This window comes from Polynucleobacter meluiroseus (assembly GCF_900205755.1).
Lineage (GTDB): Bacteria > Pseudomonadota > Gammaproteobacteria > Burkholderiales > Burkholderiaceae > Polynucleobacter > Polynucleobacter meluiroseus.
Genome location: NZ_OANS01000002.1, coordinates 136,144 through 152,985, shown reverse-complemented (window position 1 = coordinate 152,985; position 16,842 = coordinate 136,144). Strand labels below are relative to the sequence as shown.

12 protein-coding genes and 1 tRNA gene are annotated in these 16,842 nt (G+C 48.1%); 2 read left to right on the top strand and 11 right to left on the bottom strand.

Annotated elements, in window-relative coordinates:
- Nucleotides 1-18 precede the first annotated feature (18 nt).
- Nucleotides 19-2,412: a ribonuclease R gene (rnr, locus tag CP950_RS03965; protein WP_096672582.1), complete on the bottom strand. Its 2,394-nt coding sequence runs from the start codon at nt 2,410-2,412 to the stop codon at nt 19-21.
- Between the two features lie 152 nt (nt 2,413-2,564).
- Here rnr and CP950_RS03960 point away from each other — a divergent pair.
- Nucleotides 2,565-2,651 (top strand) — tRNA-Leu (locus tag CP950_RS03960).
- Nucleotides 2,652-2,675: 24 nt separating this feature from the next.
- On the opposite strand, the gene folP is transcribed toward CP950_RS03960, so the two are convergent.
- From folP to CP950_RS03945, 3 genes are all read right to left on the bottom strand, one after another.
- Complete coding sequence (gene folP / locus CP950_RS03955) at nt 2,676-3,551, bottom strand: dihydropteroate synthase (protein ID WP_096672581.1); 876 nt, start codon at nt 3,549-3,551, stop codon at nt 2,676-2,678.
- A gap of 22 nt (nt 3,552-3,573) precedes the next feature.
- The gene (ftsH, locus tag CP950_RS03950) at nt 3,574-5,451 is read right to left on the bottom strand and encodes an ATP-dependent zinc metalloprotease FtsH (RefSeq protein WP_096672580.1); all 1,878 of its coding nucleotides are present in this window, start codon (nt 5,449-5,451) and stop codon (nt 3,574-3,576) included.
- 126 nt (nt 5,452-5,577) lie between these two features.
- On the bottom strand, nt 5,578-6,252 hold the full coding sequence (locus CP950_RS03945) for an RlmE family RNA methyltransferase (protein ID WP_096672579.1): 675 nt from the start codon (nt 6,250-6,252) through the stop codon (nt 5,578-5,580).
- Nucleotides 6,253-6,400: 148 nt separating this feature from the next.
- On the opposite strand from CP950_RS03945, the gene CP950_RS03940 reads away from it, so the two are divergent.
- On the top strand, nt 6,401-7,027 hold the full coding sequence (locus CP950_RS03940) for a YhbY family RNA-binding protein (protein WP_096672578.1): 627 nt from the start codon (nt 6,401-6,403) through the stop codon (nt 7,025-7,027).
- A gap of 5 nt (nt 7,028-7,032) precedes the next feature.
- Here the strand turns inward: CP950_RS03940 and CP950_RS03935 are convergent, their stop codons facing one another.
- From CP950_RS03935 to gloB, 7 genes are all read right to left on the bottom strand, one after another.
- Nucleotides 7,033-7,497 (bottom strand): DUF4149 domain-containing protein, encoded by a 465-nt coding sequence (locus CP950_RS03935; RefSeq protein WP_096672577.1) that lies wholly within the window; start codon nt 7,495-7,497, stop codon nt 7,033-7,035.
- On the bottom strand, nt 7,497-7,973 hold the full coding sequence (gene greA / locus CP950_RS03930; RefSeq protein WP_096672576.1) for a transcription elongation factor GreA: 477 nt from the start codon (nt 7,971-7,973) through the stop codon (nt 7,497-7,499). Before greA ends, CP950_RS03935 begins: the two co-directional genes overlap by 1 nt.
- A gap of 65 nt (nt 7,974-8,038) precedes the next feature.
- Nucleotides 8,039-11,302 (bottom strand): carbamoyl-phosphate synthase large subunit, encoded by a 3,264-nt coding sequence (carB, locus tag CP950_RS03925; protein ID WP_096672575.1) that lies wholly within the window; start codon nt 11,300-11,302, stop codon nt 8,039-8,041.
- The gene (gene carA / locus CP950_RS03920; RefSeq protein WP_096673067.1) at nt 11,302-12,486 is read right to left on the bottom strand and encodes a glutamine-hydrolyzing carbamoyl-phosphate synthase small subunit; all 1,185 of its coding nucleotides are present in this window, start codon (nt 12,484-12,486) and stop codon (nt 11,302-11,304) included. Before carA ends, carB begins: the two co-directional genes overlap by 1 nt.
- Before the next feature lie 223 nt (nt 12,487-12,709).
- On the bottom strand, nt 12,710-14,593 hold the full coding sequence (locus CP950_RS03915) for a propionate--CoA ligase (protein WP_096672574.1): 1,884 nt from the start codon (nt 14,591-14,593) through the stop codon (nt 12,710-12,712).
- 27 nt (nt 14,594-14,620) lie between these two features.
- Complete coding sequence (locus tag CP950_RS03910) at nt 14,621-16,030, bottom strand: transglycosylase SLT domain-containing protein (RefSeq protein ID WP_096672573.1); 1,410 nt, start codon at nt 16,028-16,030, stop codon at nt 14,621-14,623.
- Nucleotides 16,030-16,839 (bottom strand): hydroxyacylglutathione hydrolase, encoded by an 810-nt coding sequence (gene gloB / locus CP950_RS03905; protein ID WP_096672572.1) that lies wholly within the window; start codon nt 16,837-16,839, stop codon nt 16,030-16,032. Before gloB ends, CP950_RS03910 begins: the two co-directional genes overlap by 1 nt.
- Between the last annotated feature and the right edge of the window lie 3 nt (nt 16,840-16,842).

Below are 16,842 nucleotides of genomic sequence, written 5' to 3'. Positions count from 1 at the left end.
ATCTTCTGTTTAAATGTCTTACTTACGTCTTGCATTGGTACTGCGAACAGGCGGCTTGCTACCTGCTGGTTTGCCAGCAGCCCTGCCAGGCTTGGTTGGCTTACCGCTATTCGCTGTACTACGGGTGGACTTACTTTTCGACTGACTTGCACCCAAGTTACCTGCGGTTTTAGCGGCATTCGCATTCACTCCGCCATGTTTTTGTGGAGCTTTATTGCCAGGTCGAGTCTTTTTAGGCGCCGCTTTCTTATTGGGATTATCAGATTCGCTAGCCAAAATAACCTGACGGCGACTAGAAGAAGCTCCTGGCTCTAAGCCAATCGATTTTACTAAACTGAATTCGATTTTACGCGCATCCAAATCGACGCGACTGACTAAGACATGAACTCTGTCACCAAGACGATACCGAATGCCAGTTCTTTCGCCGCGCAACTCTTGCCGCGCTTCATCATACTGAAAGTAATCGCCGCCTAGTTCAGTAACATGGACCATGCCTTCAACAAATAGATTCTCTAGTTGAATAAACAGGCCAAAGCTGGCGACGGAGGTAACAGCTCCCGCATACTCTTGCCCAAGATGGTCGCGCATGTAATAGCACTTTAACCAAGCCTCTACATCACGTGAAGCTTCATCCGCGCGGCGCTCATTGGAAGAACAATGTACCCCTAGCTGACCCCAAATTGGTAATGCTGCATTCGCCCCCTTAGGTAAGCGCGTGCCTTTCGCTGTTGCTTCTTTTGCGTCGCTTTGAGATTTTTTAGCATTGACCGCATTCTCCCGAGCTTTACCTTTACGGGGCAAAGTTAGATTCAGGGGAACTTTGGGTGGCAATACTGGGGTGTAAGGTTTTTTTGCCAAAATCGATTTAATGACCCGATGAGTCAATAAATCTGGATAGCGCCGAATAGGGCTAGTGAAATGAGAATACGCTGGATACGCTAAGCCAAAGTGGCCATCATTGTCCGGCTGGTACATCGCCTGTTGCATCGCTCTGAGCACAACGGACTGCAACATATTAGCGTCAGGTCGATCTTTCACTTCACGCATCAATTTGGCAAAGTCTCTAGGCTTGGGCTTGTCTCCGCCATCAAGTGACAAGCCTGAGGTGCGCAAAACTTGTCGCAATGTCACTAGCTTTTCCTCGGAGGGTTCGCCGTGAACGCGATACAAACTTAAATGCTTATTCTTCTCAATGAAGTCTGCTGCGCAGACGTTGGCTGTCAGCATGCACTCTTCAATCAAGCGGTGCGCATCATTGCGTAGGCGTGGCTCGATTCGCAAGATCTTACCTAGCTCATTGCTAATAATCTGCGTTTCGGTTGTCTCGAATTCAATAGCGCCGCGTTTATGGCGTGCTTCAAGCAAAATTTTATATAGCGCGTACAAATTGGTTAAGAGCGGCCTATATTCTGCATAGCGGGTCGCCTCTGGACCTTTACTATTGGAAAGAATTTCCCAAACTGTATCGTAAGTAAATCGTTGCACTGAATGCATTACGGCAGGGTAAAACTGGTAGGCTAAAACAATGCCGTTGTTATCCACCACGGCATCACACACCATGCATAAACGGTCTACATCAGGATTGAGAGAACACAGCCCGTTGGAGATCTTCTCTGGCAACATCGGGATGACTCTTCTTGGAAAGTACACCGAGGTTGCTCTTAATAAGCCTTCATCATCCAAAGGATGGCCAGGCTTCACATAATGTGACACATCAGCAATACCAACAATCAAACGCCAGGCCTTGGTTTTGCCATGCATCACTGGCTCGCAGTAAACCGCATCATCAAAATCGCGGGCATCGGCACCGTCAATGGTCACCAGCGGAACATCGCGCAAATCCACTCGCCCCTCTAAGTCTGCTTGCAAAACACTATCAGGCAGCGCATCCGCTTCTTTTTTGGCTGCCACAGAAAATTCATGGGGCACACCGTACTTACGCACGGCAATTTCAATTTCCATACCGGGATCATCGATCTCACCCAATACTTCAACTACCCGCCCTACTGCCTGACGATAGCTATCTGGATAGTCAATGATCTCGACACTTACTACTTGACCTAGTTTTGCATCGCCCTGCCCTTTAGGTGGAATTAAAATGTCATGGCCAATACGCTTATCTTCTGGTGCAACAATCAACACGCCGTTTTCATTTAAGAGTCGGCCAATCACTACCTTATTTGCATGCAGGACCACTTCAACAATTTGCCCCTCGGGCCGTCCGCGTCGGTCCGTTCCTAAAACACGTACATTTACTCGATCACCGTGCATCACGCGTGACATTTCTTTTTCTGACAGAAAGATATCCTCGCCACCGTCGTCGGGGATCACGAACCCAAAACCGTCTCGGTGTCCTTGGACCGTACCTAAACGATCAGCTTCGCGAGGCACCACTTCTTTTGCTTTACGCATTCAATTCCTTTGGCAATAAAGCCTTAATTTGTTATTTTTATTATCAACTAGCTTACTTTATCAAACAGTCAAGTCAGTGGTGAAAAAGCCAGTACCCGTTGAAAAGATCAAATATCAATGAAAACTCGGTTCCACCCTTATAATACCCACATGCCCAGATGGCGAAATTGGTAGACGCACCAGCTTCAGGTGCTGGCGATCGAAAGGTTGTGGAGGTTCGAGTCCTCTTCTGGGCACCAAATTGAGTTCACGCCAACAGGAAATTAGCTCTCCTGAACGGCTTTCCAAAGCAACAAAGCATCCATTGTTTCAGGCACATCATGCACGCGCATAATGGCTGCCTGGCGATCGGCGGCCATGACGACTGCCGCAAGACTGGCAGCAAGCCGTTCATGAGAGTCTCTTCCCGTAATTTTGCCCAGCATCGACTTTCTAGAGATACCCGCCAGCACTGGATAGCCCAATTCCGTAAATTCCTTCAAGTTGGCTAGCATCTGCAAATTATGCTCAAGGCTTTTACCAAATCCAAATCCTGGATCCAGCGCAACCCGATCCTGCGCCACTCCATTCTCCCGCAGTAACGCTGCTCTTTCTTGAAGAAACAAACCGACCTCAGCAACCACATCGCTGTATTCAGGATTAAATTGCATCGTCAAAGGGTCACGCTGCATATGCATCAAGATGATGCCGCATTCATTACCAGCTATTGCGGTGACATGATCAAGGACCGCCTCTAGCGCGCCATCTTGACGTAAGGCCCAAATATCATTCACGCAATCAACACCAGCAAGCAAGGCTTCGCGCATAGTCTCGGCTTTATAGGTGTCAATAGAAAGAGCAACTCCACAATCCTTCAGCGCTTCAATCACAGGCAGGACGCGATCCAGCTCTTCTTGTAATAAAACCGGTACCGCCCCTGGACGAGTCGATTCACCGCCGATATCAATGATGTCAACACCATTTTGAATCATGAGCTCTGCGTGTTGCATGACATCACTAAGCGACTTTAGTTTTCCGCCATCGGAGAAAGAATCTGGCGTGACATTCAGGATGCCCATCACCAAGGGTCGCCCTATTTTGGCGAAGTCAAAAAGAAAACGCCCGCAACGCCATGTTGCGGGCAAGTTTTTACTGATCATGGAAAGCGCTCAGTAATACGATCTAAGCGGTTGCGGGTGCACTGCCAGCAGTAGGCTCGGGTGCGCCAACAGAGTTTCCAAACACAGTAGGAGGCGGTGGTTTAGGCGCCTTCGGTGGACGTCCAGCCATGATGTCGGTGATCTGCTCAGCATCAATGGTTTCCCACTCAAGCAAAGCCGCTACCATTGCCTCAACCTTATCGCGGTTCTCTTCAAGAATAGAACGCGCTAAAGCATATTGGCTATCAATCAAAGCGCGGATTTCTGCATCTACTTTTTGCTGAGTCAATTCAGATACCGTCTTGGTACTATTTCTACCGAAGATGCTTTCTGATTCGGTATCAACATAAACCATCGTGCCTAAACTATCACTCATGCCGTAACGTGTCACCATGTCGCGCGCCATCTTGGTAGCGCGCTCAAAATCATTAGAGGCGCCAGTGCTCATGGAGTGCAAAAATACTTCCTCGGCTGCGCGACCACCAAACAAAATGGCCAGCTCTTCCAACATGCGATCTTTGTACAGATTAACGCGATCAAACTCAGGCAGCTGCCAAGTGACACCCAAGGCCATGCCGCGCGGCATGATCGTGACTTTATGCACTGGGTCCGCCTTTGGCAATACTTTGGCGACAACTGCATGGCCGGACTCATGGTAAGCAGTGTTACGGCGCTCTTCTTCACGCATCACCGCAGACTTACGTTCAGGACCCATGTAGATCTTATCTTTAGCATCCTCAAAATCTTTCATGTCCACAGAGCGCTTATTACGACGCGCCGCGAATAGAGCAGATTCATTCACTAGATTAGCTAGGTCCGCACCGGAGAAACCTGGTGTGCCGCGCGCCAAAACTGCTGCATCAACATCGGGATCAATGGGAACCTTACGCATGTGTACTTGCAAAATTTGCTCGCGACCACGAATATCAGGCAAGCCAACATGAACCTGACGATCAAAGCGACCTGGACGCAATAAGGCTTTATCTAATACATCTGAACGGTTGGTAGCAGCCACGACGATCACACCACTATTGCTTTCAAAACCATCCATCTCAACCAACATCTGATTCAGGGTTTGTTCGCGCTCGTCGTTGCCACCGCCCATACCAGCACCACGATGACGCCCTACGGCATCAATCTCATCAATAAAGATGATGCAAGGAGAATTTTTCTTGGCATTGTCAAACATATCGCGTACGCGCGACGCACCAACACCAACAAACATTTCCACAAAATCAGAACCGGAAATAGAGAAGAATGGCACCTTCGCTTCACCAGCGATAGCGCGGGCAAGCAAAGTTTTACCGGTGCCTGGAGGGCCAACTAGCAAGACACCATGCGGAATGCGTCCACCGAGTTTTTGAAACTTCTGCGGATCCTTCAGGAAGTCTACGAGCTCAAAAACCTCTTCTTTAGCTTCATCACAACCAGCAACGTCAGCAAAGGTTACGGTATTGCTGTTCTCATCAATTAAACGGGCCTTGGATTTACCGAAGGAGAACGCACCGCCTTTACCGCCACCCTGCATTTGGCGCATCATGAAGAACCAAAAACCAATGATCAATAAAGTAGGTCCGAGGTAATAGAGCGCTGATACAAACATATTAGGCTCGTCGTCCGCTTTACCAGTGACTTGAACGCCGTATTTCATGAGGTCGCCGACCATCCAAATATCCCCGGGGGAAATAATGGAATACTTTGTGCCATCGTTAGGAGTGACTTGCAAGGTGCGACCTTGCACATCAACGCGCTTGACCTTGCCTGCTTTGGCATCGTCCATAAATTGTGAATACGTCACCTGAGTTTGTTCTTTAGGCTTATCAAACTGCTTAAACACAGTGAATAGCACTAGACCCACAATGAGCCACACGCCGATTTTTTGCAACATATTGCTGTTCAAAAAGAGACCTTTGCCGGATTAATCCGGGAGTTAAAACGGATTGCAATAATAGTATTTGATTCTACTACCAGCCTTTTTCAAGGGCTTGGAGTGGATTTATTTAAATAAACCCTTGTGCTTAGTGGGTTATTTAGGTGATTTGAAGTTTCTACCTAGCAAAAAGATCTCTGAAGATTTAGCCCTGGAGGCCTTAGGTTTTCTAGAAACTACGGTTTTAAATGACTTTTTAAAAGTTTCTACAATTTGGCTATAGCCACTGCCATTGAAACACTTGATCAAGAGTGCGCCCTCAGGTTTGAGATGCTTCAGGGAAAAATCTAAGGCAATTTCAGCTAAGAAGGCCATGCGAGCAGCATCCGCAACCCCCACTCCAGAAAGATTAGGCGCCATATCTGAGAGCACTAAGTCCACTTGATGACCGCCTTTATCGGCCAAAATGGCCTCTAAGGCCTGCAGGCCCTCGTCCTCGCGGAAGTCGCCCTGAATGAAGTGAACGTCCGCAATATCTTCCATGGGCAAGATATCGATCGCAATAATGACGCCATCAGGCTTGCCAGATTCAACCAAAGGATTATTTTTGCCTAACTCGGTAAGTCGGTTACGTGCGTATTGAGACCAGCTACCCGGAGTACTTCCCAGATCGACAATGGTCATGCCCGCTTTGATTAAATGATCTTGCTCGTCAATTTCGCTCAATTTGTAGACAGCGCGTGCACGATAGCCCTCTTTTTGAGCCATCTTGACATAAGGATCATTTAAATGATCTTGTAACCAACTTTTATTAAATTTATTCTTCGCCACAACATACCCACTTTCGACTGCTATTTTCGCTGTTTCCCACGTGTAAGGCAAAAGGTATTACGGCAATTTTCCGATTTACCCCACTTAATCAGCATAAAGAGTGCTCTTATGCCGAATTTGAGCAACTCAATGCTCTATCATTGAGCCCATGACTGCACTAACAATTACACCAGCCCAACGCAAATCCCTCAAAGCGGATGCCCACGACCTCAGCCCGGTCGTCATGATTGGCGGTGATGGCCTAACCCCTGCGGTGATGAAGGAGGCTAAATCAGCGCTTTCCCATCATGGCTTGATTAAAATACGCGTATTCGGCGACGACCGTGAGGCTCGCATCGCTATTTACGAAGAGCTATGCGCTACCTTAGGCGCAGCTCCTGTTCAGCATATTGGCAAACTGCTCGTAATTTGGAAGCCCAAGGATGTGGTTGATGCTGCACTCCTGAATCTCGCAAGATCTGGCAAACAAACTAAGAAATCATTACAAGCGCCACGCACCAAGCGCCAACCCAATCGTGTAGTTGCAAAAACAGGGGTTCGTACTAGTACCTCGGATCGCTCAGATAGACGATTGTCCGCTAGCAAGTCACCGTTTGAGCGCGCAGCTGCGGTAAAGAGTGCGGTACCCAAAAAACGGGTGTTACGCGCAGATGCTGCTGAATCTAAGATTGGCTGGTCTTCGCCAGGTTATCGCAAAGCTACCGCTGCGCCGGCCCCAATTAAGAAACGCAAAGTGCGTATGAGCAGCACGAAGAAAAAGTCACTCGGATCTTAAGCAAGTTAACGCTTGGTAGAGTACCAAACTAGAGATAAGCCAAGTAGACTTTGCAGGAAATACACCAAGCTCGACACTTGATGTAAGCGAGCAAACAAAACGGCTTGCGAGGTTTCTGTTACTGAAACCCCATTTAGCGTTGCCTGATCTTTTAAAGAACTCATCCACGGCAAGAAAATAAAGGCGGCTGCCAAGGAGCATGCCAACATCGCTATGAGAATCCAGCGAATTCGGCGTGACATGCTTCCTTGGGCTTGGTCTAAGCGGAAACCCAAAATGAGCAGCATTAAGTTGAGGGCGATGCTCACGTAGGTTTCAGTATGAATGAGCCTACCAGCTACCATGCCCGCTACCTGTCGATCATCAAGGGCGGAGAAAAGCATTGGGACCACTAAAAATCCGACAGTGATGAAGCCCCCGACCCAGATCCCAGCTATCAAGTCAAAAACACGCTGGCTAGCAAAGCGCATTAGAGGTAGCGCACCGCCAAGATTTCCACATCTCGATTGCCAGCTGGCGCCTGAACTGCTACAACATCACCCTCTTCCTTGCCGATCAGTGCACGAGCAATAGGCGAGCTAATGGAAATCTTGCTAACCGCAATATCAGCCTCGTCGTCACCGACAATTTGATAGGTGAGCTTTGTACCATCTTCTAAATCCTCAAGATCTACAGTGGCACCAAAGACAATGCGACCGGCGACATCCAAGGTAGAGGGATCGATAATTTGAGCTGCAGAAAGCTTGCCCTCAAGCTCCTGAATGCGCCCTTCAATAAAGCCCTGCTTCTCTTTAGCTGCGTCATACTCCGCATTCTCAGAAAGATCGCCTTGCGCCCGCGCTTCAGAGATAGCGTTGATCACAGATGGACGTTCAACATGCTTCAAGCGATGCAACTCCTCTTTTAAGAGTTCTGCACCATGTTTTGTAATTGGAATTGTGCTCATGCTTCTAACCTAAGGAAAAGGACTCACCCCAGCTCTTCATTGAGCTAGGGGAGTTTGATTTTAAATTACTTGAGGGACCGATGTAAGTTTTGCAAAGAATAAACCTCAAGAGACTCTTTATTGCCATTTTGGGAGGCCAACAAGCCATCCATTACAGCGCGCGCTGCACTGATGGTTGTGTAGTAGGTCACATTATTTGCCTGCGCGCTAGTCCGAATGGAACGTGAATCCGCAATCGCAGTGCGCGTTTCATCTACTGTGGTGAACACCAATGAAATCTCGCCGTTCTTAATAAAGTCCACGATATGTGGACGTCCATCTTTGACTTTATTCACCACTTTCACAGGCAAACCAGCAGCTTCAATGGCGGCGGCGGTTCCCTTGGTGGCGACCATCGGAAAGCCCAGCTGATGCAATAGCTTAGCCACCTCAACTGCCTTGGGTTTATCAGCATCTTTAACAGTCAACAATACCGTGCCACCTTTGGGCAACTGAACGCCAGCGCCTAACTGTGACTTAAAGAGTGCTTCGCCAAAGGTCTTACCTACTCCCATGACTTCGCCAGTTGAACGCATTTCTGGCCCAAGAATTGGGTCAATCCCAGGGAACTTATTGAATGGAAATACCGCTTCTTTCACGGAGAAATAAGTAGGAATCACTTCTTGATGAATGCCCTGCTGATCCAAAGTTTGTCCAACCATGCAACGTGCCGCGATCTTGGCCAGTTGCAAACCAGTTGCTTTAGAAACGAAGGGAACTGTGCGTGAAGCACGGGGATTGACTTCTAGAACATAAATCACATCCTCGCCATCCACATTTTGAATGGCAAACTGGACATTCATTAAGCCGACCACATTGAGGCCTTTCGCCATGGCCGCTGTTTGACGTTTAATCTCAGCAACAGTAGATTCAGAAAGCGTATAGGGTGGCAACGAACATGCGGAGTCACCTGAGTGGACACCCGCTTGCTCGATATGCTCCATCACGCCGCCAATGAATACCCTCTCACCGTCACTAATGCAGTCCACATCACATTCAATCGCATCGTTCAAGAAGCGATCTAGTAAGACTGGTGAATCATGAGAAACCTTAACTGCTTCACGCATATAGCGCTCGAGATCACGGCCATCGTGCACGATCTCCATTGCGCGGCCACCTAAAACATAGGAGGGACGCACAACCAATGGATAGCCGATTTCTTCAGCAAGCTTAAGAGCTTCATCTTCAGCACGCGCCGTACGATTCGGTGGTTGTCGCAGATTCAGTTCATGCAACAACTTCTGAAAACGCTCACGATCTTCGGCAGCATCAATCATGTCAGGTGAAGTGCCGATAATCGGCACGCCGTTTGCCTCAAGATCTAAAGCTAACTTCAATGGAGTTTGACCGCCGTATTGAACAATCACGCCTTTAGGTTTTTCCTTGGCAACGATTTCAAGAACATCTTCTAAAGTTAAAGGCTCAAAATAAAGGCGATCGGAAGTATCGTAATCTGTTGATACTGTCTCGGGGTTGCAGTTCACCATAATGGTCTCGTAACCATCTTCACGCATTGCTAAGGCAGCGTGCACGCAGCAATAATCAAATTCAATGCCTTGACCAATTCGGTTTGGGCCGCCACCCAAAACCATGATCTTATCTTTAGCACTTGGCAATGACTCGCACTCACCATGCTCAGCCTCATAGGTTGAGTAGAGATAAGCAGTATTGGTTGAGAACTCCGCCGCACAGGTATCTACTCGCTTGTAGACCGGCACAACGTTAAGGCGATGACGGGCAGCACGAACGGATGCCGCATCTGCACCTAGCAATTTTCCAAGGCGGCGATCTGAAAAACCTTTTTGCTTAATAAAACGAAATTCAGGAGCGGAAAGGCTATCAATCTTGCGCTGCTTGAGTTCGGCTTCCATCGTCACCAGTTCTTCGATTTGCTCTAAGAACCAGGGATCAACAGACGTCTCCTTATAAATCTCATCTAGACCCATACCCATTCTGAAGGCATCTGCTAGATACCAAATACGATCTGGTCCAGGCTCACCAATCTCTTGAATGATGTCATCTAGATCGGTGGAAATTTCATCCAAACCATCGACCCCAACCTCTAAGCCGCGTAAAGCTTTTTGGAAAGACTCTTGGAAAGTACGGCCAATTGCCATCACCTCGCCAACCGACTTCATCTGTGTCGTTAAGCGGGAGTCCGCTTGAGGAAATTTCTCGAATGCAAAGCGCGGAATTTTAGTGACAACGTAATCGATCGAAGGCTCAAAGGAAGCGGGTGTTGCGCCGCCAGTAATGTCATTCTTGAGCTCATCTAAGGTATAGCCCACTGCCAGCTTAGCGGCAATTTTCGCAATCGGAAATCCCGTCGCTTTCGAAGCTAGAGCAGATGAACGCGAAACCCGTGGGTTCATCTCGATGACGACCATGCGTCCGTCAACAGGGTTAATCGAGAACTGTACATTGGAGCCGCCAGTGTCCACACCGATTTCGCGCAACACCGCAATCGATGCATTACGCATGATTTGATATTCTTTATCAGTTAAAGTTTGCGCCGGCGCAACAGTAATCGAATCGCCAGTATGTACACCCATTGGATCTAAATTCTCAATAGAGCAAACAATGATGCAGTTGTCGGCACGATCTCGTACCACTTCCATCTCAAACTCTTTCCAGCCCAACAAAGATTCTTCAATCAACAGTTCACGTGTAGGCGAAAGATCAAGGCCGCGCTTGCAAATCTCTTCAAACTCTTCGCGGTTATACGCAATGCCGCCACCAGATCCACCCATCGTGAATGAAGGTCGAATGACCACCGGAAAACCAGCGCTACCAGTTAACTTCTGAATACTCAACTGAACTTCCAGCGCCTCTTCCATCGAATGGGCAATACCTGATTTGGCGGAACCCAAACCAATCTTGGTCATGGCCTCTTTAAATTTTTGGCGATCTTCCGCTTTATCAATGGCTTCAGGTGAGGCGCCGATGAGCTCACATCCGTATTTTTCGAGTACGCCATGACGATGTAAATCCAATGCACAATTCAAGGCCGTTTGGCCGCCCATCGTTGGCAAGATCGCATCGGGTTTTTCAATCGCAATAATGCGCTCGACTACTTCCCAGGTAATGGGCTCAATGTATGTGACATCCGCCATTTCCGGGTCTGTCATGATGGTGGCTGGGTTACTGTTAACCAAGATGACTTTAAAGCCCTCATCACGCAAAGCCTTACAGGCTTGCGCGCCTGAATAATCGAACTCACATGCTTGGCCAATCACAATCGGACCAGCGCCAATAATTAAAATACTCTGGATGTCGCTACGCTTAGGCATTATTTGCCCTCCTTCTTGGCAGCATTCATCAGCTCCATAAAACGATCAAATAAATAGGCTACATCGTGAGGACCAGGTGATCCTTCAGGATGACCCTGAAAACAAAACGCCGGCTTATCTTTCCAAGCTAAGCCTTGTAACGATCCATCAAAGAGGGATACATGGGTGATGCGGATGTGGTTTGGCAAGCTAGCGGCATCTACTGCAAAACCATGATTTTGCGAAGTGATAGCTACTCGTCCAGTATCAAGATCTTTTACGGGATGGTTAGAGCCGTGATGGCCAAATTTCATCTTGATTGTTTTGGCACCGGCAGCCAAGCCCATAATTTGGTGCCCAAGACAAATACCAAATGTCGGAATCCCCTGCTCAATAAACTCTTTAACAGCAGCAATCGCATAATCACAAGGTTGGGGATCGCCAGGACCATTCGAGAGAAAAATGCCGTCGGGATTCATGGCTAGAACTTCCGCTGCACTGGTTTGTGCTGGCACCACAGTAATTTGGCAACCACGCCCTGTCAGCATACGTAAAATGTTTCGCTTCACGCCAAAGTCATACGCAACGACTTTTTTAACCGGCTTACTTTGATCTAATGTTTTGAAGGCTGGAGTGCCATCGGGACCATGCAATTCCCATTCGGCTTCGCGCCATTCATAAGGGGCTTTTGTACTGACTACTTTAGCCAAATCTAAACCAGACATACCGGGAAAGGTTTGCGCTAATTGAAGCGCTTTTTGAGTAAGGGATTCGATGTCATCTCCCAACTTGCCCGCCACAATTGCGCTGGCTTGAGCGCCGCCGTCTCGCAGAATACGAGTGAGTTTGCGGGTATCAATTCCAGAAATACCCACAACACCAGCTTTGACTAAGTAAGCATCAAGGCTTTCTTCAGAGCGAAAGTTGGACACCCGCTTAGACAGATCTTTGATGACTAAGCCAGCTGCGTGAATTTGCGCGGATTCCGTATCTTGATGATTGACCCCAACATTCCCAATATGGGGATAGGTCAAAGTCACAATTTGGGACGAATAACTTGGGTCAGTCAGAATTTCTTGATAACCGGTCAGTGCTGTATTAAATACCAGTTCACCGGAAGTTTCACCAGCGGCGCCAATACTGAGGCCACTAAAGATTGTGCCGTCGGCGAGAGCCAGTACGGCAGGAGGAAAAGAAGGAAGCAAGGGTGACAAACCATCTCCAGTCCCTGCTCCATCCGACGCTCAACACCCCAAAAAGACCAACCCAGGACTGTTTGTGCGGGAGGTGAGTGTCTTTAAGCGCTAGGGTAATTAATTAAGTTTCGAATGGGAGAATAATACCATTTTTGCGTGCTTAACCCCTGAAACCTCGACTGCACCTGCCTTCAAGGGCGCCACCAATGTCAATCTTAAACCCCTTTGCTCATTAAGATACTAAATTCTGCTCCATAACAGTCTTGATTTGAGTCAAGACAGTTTGGTCCTCCATCGTACTAATATCGCCTGGATCGCGCCCCTCAGCCACCGCTTGCAAGGAGCGTCGCACAATCTTGCCCGAACGCGTCTTTGGCAAGGCGGTAATCACATAGACACGACTAGGCCGCGCAATTGCGCCCAATTGATTGTCGACGGTCTTCATGCACTCTGCCTCTAACTGGGCGACATTAGTTGCATCTCGAGGAATCACAAAAGCAATCGCAGACTGTCCCTTAAGCTTATCTTCGATACCCACGACCGCAACTTCCGATACATTCGGATGACTAGAAATACTTTCTTCAATTTCACGAGTTCCTAAGCGATGTCCGGCAACGTTAATGACGTCATCCGTCCTCCCTAGAATAAAGAAGTAGCCATCTTGATCTTTAATACCCCAGTCAAAGGTGGAGTAAATCATCCTGCCAGGAATGGTCTCCCAATAAGTACTGATAAAGCGCTTGTCATCACCCCAGATGGTTTGCATGCAACCCGGTGGTAATGGGCCCTCAATTGCAATAACCCCTTTTTGATTTGGGCCCAACTCTGCCCCACTGGCGTCATCCAATAACTTCATGTTGTAACCAAATGACGGCACACCGGGAGAGCCAAATTTAGAGGGGAGTGCCTCAACCCCTCGTTGAATCGCCAATATAGGCCAGCCGGTTTCGGTCTGCCAGTAGTTATCCACAATGGGCTTGTTGATCGCACCATGAATCCATGAGGCGGTTGGCTCATCTAGCGGCTCCCCTGCTAGGAAGAAAGTATGCAGACTCGATAAGTCATATTGCGTTAAGAAACGGGGGTCATGCTTTTTAAGCACACGAATAGCGGTCGGTGCCGAAAACATCACAGAGATCTTGTACTTCTCAACCAAGCTCCACCATATGCCTGCATCTGGCCGCAAGGGCGTTCCCTCGTAGAGGACTGTTGCCATGCCATGCAGCAACGGTGCATAAATAATGTAGCTATGACCGACAACCCACCCAATATCAGATGTGCAAAACATTGTCTCACCGGGTTTGCAACAAAAAATATGGTTCATGGTGGATGCAAGCGCAACCGCATAGCCGCCAGTATCCCGTTGCACACCTTTAGGTTTACCTGTAGTTCCCGAGGTATACAAAATATAGGAAGGATGAGTAGCATCGACCCACTCAATGGGAACGAGATCGTGCAGGTGCTGCGCTCGCTCAAGGGCGTAATCCAAATCGCGCCCAACGACAGGTGTAAATGCTGCTAAACCGCGATTCACGATTAAGACTTTTGCTGGCTTGTACTGCGAAAGTGAAATAGCCTCGTCAAGCAAGGGCTTATAAGGAATCGCTTTGCCCCCACGTGAACCCGCTTCCGCAGTCACAATCATCTTAGGTTTAGCATCATCAATCCGCGAGGCTAAGCTATGGGAAGCAAAGCCCCCAAAAACCACAGTGTGAATTGCGCCAATGCGGGCGCAAGCGAGCATAGCAAAACAAGCCTGAGCAATCATAGGCATGTAAATTAGAACTCGATCGCCTTTTTGAATGCCATGCGCTTTAAGGATAGCCGCCATGCAATTGACTTCATCGTAGAGCTCTTGATAGGAATACACTTTTTCTTGATTAGTTTCCGTAGAGACTGCAATCAAGGCAGCTTGCTCAGCGCGATCAAGCAAATGGCGATCCACCGCGTTGTAACAAATGTTGGTGAGGCCGCCCTCGAACCAAGTTGCAAAAGGAGGGTTGGAGTAGTTCAGGACACGGGTGAAAGGCTTTTCCCAGTGGATCAGCTTGGCTTGCTCTCCCCAAAAATCGTCTGGGTTTTTTATAGAGCGTTCGTGTTCTGATTTATAAGACATGTTCAACCTCAAAATGGAATAAACAAACTACTGATTCTTACTAGTTCCCTTGCTGCTTAGAAGCTGTGTTGAGCCACTAGGCGACTTTGCAACTTCCTTTTTCGCAGATTTTGTACTTGCTGTCGATGCGGATTTACGCTGAGATGAGGAATTCCTCGCAGAAGAAGTGTCTTTAGCTGAATGCTTTGCAGTCTTTGGGCTGCTACATTTAGCCCCCTTTGCGCATTTTTTGGGCGCTGGAGGAGCGGGCTTTTCAAGGCTGAGACTGGCGTTTTCTGCCATTGCAACGGAGATATCCCCAGAGCTCTTAGCTGTTTTCGGGATTAAAACAGTCGATCCTGCCTTAATAAGCATCCCCTTTGGAATGCCATTCACATCTCTCAGAGTGTTGGGATCTACCCCAAGGTTTTTCGCCACCTGATCCACGTTCTCCGTTTTGACTACCTGCACTGCTGACCAGGAAGAAAGTGGCTTGTTGTATTTTTTCAGATTTTCTTGAAAGACTTCAGCGTGACCGAATGGCAACAGAATCTGCTGATTGGCATTACTCAGAATCACGGGTTTATTAAAGGAGGGGTTGAGATTATGAAACTCCTCCGCAGGTAGCTCGGCAAATTTAATGGCCAAGGGGAGATCAATATCATTACCCACATCGATAGCTACAAAGTAGGGGTGATTTTCTAGATCGGGCAGAGTAATGCCATAGGCACTGGGATCAAGCACAATTTGGCGATAAGCCATCAGCTTGGGTACGTAATTGCGAGTTTCATTGGGTAACTTGAGGCTGAGATAGTCTGTAGGCAAGCCCGCAGCCTCATTGCGCTTCTGCGCTTTAGATACGTTCCCTGAGCCCCAGTTATAGGCGGCTAAAGCCAATTCCCAACTGCCAAACTGATTGTGAAGTCGTTGCAAATAATCCAAGGCAGCATCGGTAGATTGCAATAAATCCCGGCGCTCATCACGAAAGACATTTTGCGTCAGACGAAAGTCTTTACCGGTTGCAGGCATGAACTGCCAAAGACCCATCGCCTTCGCGCCCGACTTGGCCTGAGGGTTAAACGCACTCTCTACAAAAGGAAGTAGCGCTATCTCGGTAGGCATATTGCGCGCATTGACCTCTTGTACGATATAAAACAAATAACGCGAGGAACGTGTCATGGAGCGGTTCACATAATCTGGACGGGCACTTAACCAACGCACTTGGTCTAGTTCGAGCGGAGTATTCATGGGCTCTATTGCATAACCATCCCGAATGCGAATCCAAAGATTACTGGAAGGCGCATACAGATCGCTTACCGATTGAGTCTGCAAGTTGACTCGCTTGGCTTTGGCTACCTTGGAGTTTACAGCCGCTGGAGTATCAGAAGACCAGTCATTCATCCCCGCGCAACCCGTTAAACCAGCAATCAGTACGATTGCCACACAACGCCAAAACATCAGAACCGGTCCTTCCATGCACGGATGATGGCTAAAACATGGGCCGGGCTAGGTAAAGACTTCTCGCCCGAAATCTGCAAGGCAGATTCAATCACCTCTTTTTGATCGCAGCGCATAAATGGATTGACTTGGAGCTCCTGACCAATGGTCGTTGGCAAGGTGGGTAAATTTTTTGCTCGCAGGGCCTGAGCTTTCTCGGCCCAAGTAATGAGATTGAGATTATTTGGCTCCACTGCCAAAGCAAAACGAATGTTTGATAAGGTGTACTCATGAGTGCAGTAAACCAAGGTGTTCTTTGGTAGAGCAATGAACTTGGCGAGTGATTGACTCATTTGTGTTGGAGTACCTTCGAAGAGTCGACCGCAACCAGAGGCGAATAAGGTATCACCGCAAAATAGCATCGGCTCCTGAATGTTTTCTTGCATATTGGCAAAGTAGGCAATATGACTCAGCGTATGGCCAGGAACCTCTGAAACTTCGAACTTGATGCGCGGACTAGCTATCTCTAACTTATCACCCTGCATTAGCACTTGGGTGCGGCCAGGAATATTGTTACCAACTGGGCCATATACCGGAATGGACTCTCCCAAGGCCTCTAGGAGCTTCAAAATGCCACCCGTATGGTCAGCATGATGATGGGTAATTAAGATTCCCTTGAGAGTCAGCTTTTCTTGCTGCAAATAGGCAATTACGGGATCGGCATCACCTGGATCAACGATGAGCGCAGAATCGCCGTCGTGGATACACCATAAGTAGTTGTCATCAAAGGCCGGTATAGGCCAAACTTGCAATAAAGTATTCTTCAACATATA

Bases quoted from the DNA above. Each gene is read 5' to 3' on its own strand.
- rnr (WP_096672582.1), bottom strand. From the start codon at position 2,412: ATGCGTAAAGCAAAAGAAGTGGTGCCTCGCGAAGCTGATCGTTTAGGT.
- folP (WP_096672581.1), bottom strand. From the start codon at position 3,551: ATGATCAGTAAAAACTTGCCCGCAACATGGCGTTGCGGGCGTTTTCTT.
- CP950_RS03940 (WP_096672578.1), top strand. From the start codon at position 6,401: ATGACTGCACTAACAATTACACCAGCCCAACGCAAATCCCTCAAAGCG.
- CP950_RS03935 (WP_096672577.1), bottom strand. From the start codon at position 7,497: ATGCGCTTTGCTAGCCAGCGTGTTTTTGACTTGATAGCTGGGATCTGG.
- greA (WP_096672576.1), bottom strand. From the start codon at position 7,973: ATGAGCACAATTCCAATTACAAAACATGGTGCAGAACTCTTAAAAGAG.
- carB (WP_096672575.1), bottom strand. From the start codon at position 11,302: ATGCCTAAGCGTAGCGACATCCAGAGTATTTTAATTATTGGCGCTGGT.
- CP950_RS03915 (WP_096672574.1), bottom strand. From the start codon at position 14,593: ATGTCTTATAAATCAGAACACGAACGCTCTATAAAAAACCCAGACGAT.
- CP950_RS03910 (WP_096672573.1), bottom strand. From the start codon at position 16,030: ATGTTTTGGCGTTGTGTGGCAATCGTACTGATTGCTGGTTTAACGGGT.
- gloB (WP_096672572.1), bottom strand. From the start codon at position 16,839: ATGTTGAAGAATACTTTATTGCAAGTTTGGCCTATACCGGCCTTTGAT.